4 protein-coding genes are annotated in these 2,831 nt (G+C 63.5%); all 4 read right to left on the minus strand.

Annotated elements, in window-relative coordinates:
- Positions 1–147: 147 nt before the first annotated feature.
- Positions 148–981, minus strand: coding sequence for a Gldg family protein (locus RMO89_RS16915; RefSeq protein ID WP_310534603.1), 834 nt, complete (start codon positions 979–981; stop codon positions 148–150).
- A 17-nt stretch (positions 982–998) separates the two neighbouring features.
- Complete coding sequence (locus RMO89_RS16920; protein ID WP_310534605.1) at positions 999–1,313, minus strand: hypothetical protein; 315 nt, start codon at positions 1,311–1,313, stop codon at positions 999–1,001.
- Between the two features lie 19 nt (positions 1,314–1,332).
- The gene (locus tag RMO89_RS16925) at positions 1,333–2,346 is read right to left on the minus strand and encodes a cysteine synthase A (protein WP_310534606.1); all 1,014 of its coding nucleotides are present in this window, start codon (positions 2,344–2,346) and stop codon (positions 1,333–1,335) included.
- A gap of 61 nt (positions 2,347–2,407) precedes the next feature.
- Positions 2,408–2,725, minus strand: coding sequence for a 2Fe-2S iron-sulfur cluster-binding protein (locus RMO89_RS16930; protein WP_310534607.1), 318 nt, complete (start codon positions 2,723–2,725; stop codon positions 2,408–2,410).
- Positions 2,726–2,831: the final 106 nt, after the last annotated feature.

Below are 2,831 nucleotides of genomic sequence, written 5' to 3' on the forward strand. Positions count from 1 at the left end.
AACGCGCCCTCGCTGCTGGCTGACCCCCCTGTTTGAGGAATCGGCAAATGGATTCATCCCGACCGGACCCTATGCATATCGCGGAAGGACCGGGGTGGAAAGGGGTAGAGTCGGAATTTTCGGGAAATTCTCGTTAAACTACTGGTTTTATTCAATTCTATCGAGGTTAACAGGCGAGAAACCACGTTTCGGACTGACTAGCATATTGTTGTTTTCAAACGGTATTATTTCGCGCTCACCAGCTTTCCCCGCCCTCACCCCGATTTTCCCCGATGTGCTTTCGCGGCGGTTTTCCACAAGCGCGAGCACGCCAGCCAGCGCAGACTTGCGGGCTTCCGGGCCGGTGATGCCCTCGCTCTCAAGCAGCGCCGCGTCAGCGACAATGACGGCCCTGCCCCGCCCGATGCGACAGGTTGCCACCAGTGCCGAGGGGTCAACCGAGCAACGCTTGTTGCTGGCCTTGAGAGTTCCCGGCAGGTTCACCGGCAGGCTGAGCCCGGCGGCCTGAACTGTGGCCTCCACTTCTTCGGCGGCATCATCGAAGCCCAGTTCCAGCCCCCAATGCGCGAGCAGTGGGTCGACCATGGCGATCGCCTGCGGTCGGCGCTTGTCTCCCACCGGGAAGATCGAATGCGCAGTGAGCATCGGATCGGCGAACAGCAGCAGCTTGCCGCCGCCACGCACCCAGCGGTCAAGCGCGGCCATTTCCTCCGGAGATAGCGGGCGCGGTTGGGCGAGGACGGCGAGGTCCACACCGCGCAGCGTCTGACTGGCGATGCGATCAAGCGGCACAATGTTGCCTCGCGCCTCCAGAACGCCGCGCGCCCAGTGCGGCGGCGCTTCGGCCTTGCTGAGCATCGCTCCGATGCTCGGTTCTTCAGTCCACAGGATCGGCAGGCTGGTCATCAGGCCAAGTTTGCCACTCGTCCGCGCCTGCCCGGCGCAGGCACCGAGCAGCAGCGACGACGCGAGCGCCGCCACAAAGGCGAAACGCCGGATCAGTTTGGTGCCGGAGCCGCCTTGGCGGTAGACTGGGTCGTCTCGGGCGAAGGTACCGCGCCGATGTCGGCCAGCGGATCAGTATTGGCTTTGGGTGCTTCCTGGACCTGCGATGTGCCGCTCACCCCGGATTCGGCTTGGCGGGCGCGGTCCATGATGATGTTGGCGAGGCCGACCAGAAGCAGCATGGCCGCGAGTCCGAAGATGCCGATCTGCAGACGATGCACGGCCTGTGCGCGAAGCTCTCGCGCATTGGGCAGCTGGAAATGCTGCGGTCCGGGACCCGTCGGACTATCGTTCGGCCGTGTTGCCATTGGAATGCGGTTTACAACTTCAGCTCGCGGGGCGCAACCATGGGAATACGGGGAGGCCCTTGGCGGCCAGCCACTCGGCATTGAACAGCGACGAGAGATAGCGGAAGCCGGTATCGCAGAGGATTGTCGCCACGCGTGCGTCCTTGCGACCTTCGCTCACCAGCTGCCGACCAAGCGCAATCGCGCCCGCGACATTGATCCCGCTCGACAGGCCAAGGCACAGCCCTTCCTCGGCAAGCAGGCGCGAAACCCATTCAATGCCTTCTTCGTCGGAAATGCGGAACTGCGTGTCGATCGGCGCGCCTTCGAGGTTGGCGGTGATGCGTCCTTGCCCGATGCCTTCGGCCACCGAATTGCCCTCGGCCTTAAGCTCGCCGTGGGCATAGTAATTGTAAAGCGCCGCGCCGTGCGGATCGGTCAGCGCGATGCGGATGTTATCGTCGAATTCCTTGAGGCCAAGCCCTACCCCGGCAATCGTGCCGCCGGTGCCAGCCGCGCAGGTGAAGCCATCCAGCCGGCCCTCAAGCTGGTTCCAGATCTCCGGCGCGGTGCTTTCGATGTGGGCCTTGCGGTTGGCGACGTTATCGAACTGGTTGGCCCATATCGCGCCTTCGGTCTCTTCCGCCAATCGTCGCGAGGTGTGCACGAAGTGGCCGGGGTTGGAGAACGGCGCGGCGGGCACCAGCACCAGCTCGGCGCCCAGCGCGCGCAGGGTGTCCATCTTTTCGCGGCTCTGCGTTTCGGGCATGACGATGATCGTCTTGTAGCCCAGCGCATTGGCGACCAGCGCTAGCCCAATGCCGGTATTGCCCGCTGTGCCCTCAACGATGGTGCCGCCGGGCTGGAGCAATCCCTTGGCCTCGGCATCGCGGACGATCCACAGCGCCGCGCGGTCTTTCACCGAGGCACCGGGGTTGGCGAATTCGCACTTGCCCCAGATCTCGCAGCCAGCCGCCTCGCTCGGCCCTTTCAGGAGGACGAGCGGGGTGTTGCCGATCAGGTCAAGCGTATTGCGGACAGCAGGTGCAGTCATGCCGCAGAGGTAGGAGCGAGAGGGCCACCGCGCAATGGATTTGCGCTTTGCCCCCCGATACTCAGTCTTCCTCGGCGATGGTCACGCGCAGGCCGTCGAGCGCGTCGGTCATCTTGACCTGGCACGACAGGCGCGAGGTGGCGACGCGGTGGTCCGAGCTGTCGAGCAGGTCGTTCTCGTCCGCGCTCATCGCCGGGATCTTGTCGGCGAATGCGGGATCGACAACCACGTGGCAGGTCGCGCACGAGCAGCAGCCGCCGCACAGCGCCAGCAGCTCATCAAAGCCGTTGTCGCGGATAGCTTCCATCACGGTGTAACCGTTCTTCACGTCGACTTCGGTTTCAGCGCCTTCACGATTGACGATAACGAGCTTGGCCATTGCTGTTTCCTTTGGATTCGCGGCCCGGTTGCGGGCTTTGGCGGCGCTGCTAATGAAGAGCCGCCGCTTTGGCAAGATATAGGGTTGCGCGAAGATATGATATACG

Origin of the sequence: Novosphingobium sp., assembly GCF_031424035.1 — a bacterium.
Taxonomy (GTDB): domain Bacteria; phylum Pseudomonadota; class Alphaproteobacteria; order Sphingomonadales; family Sphingomonadaceae; genus Novosphingobium.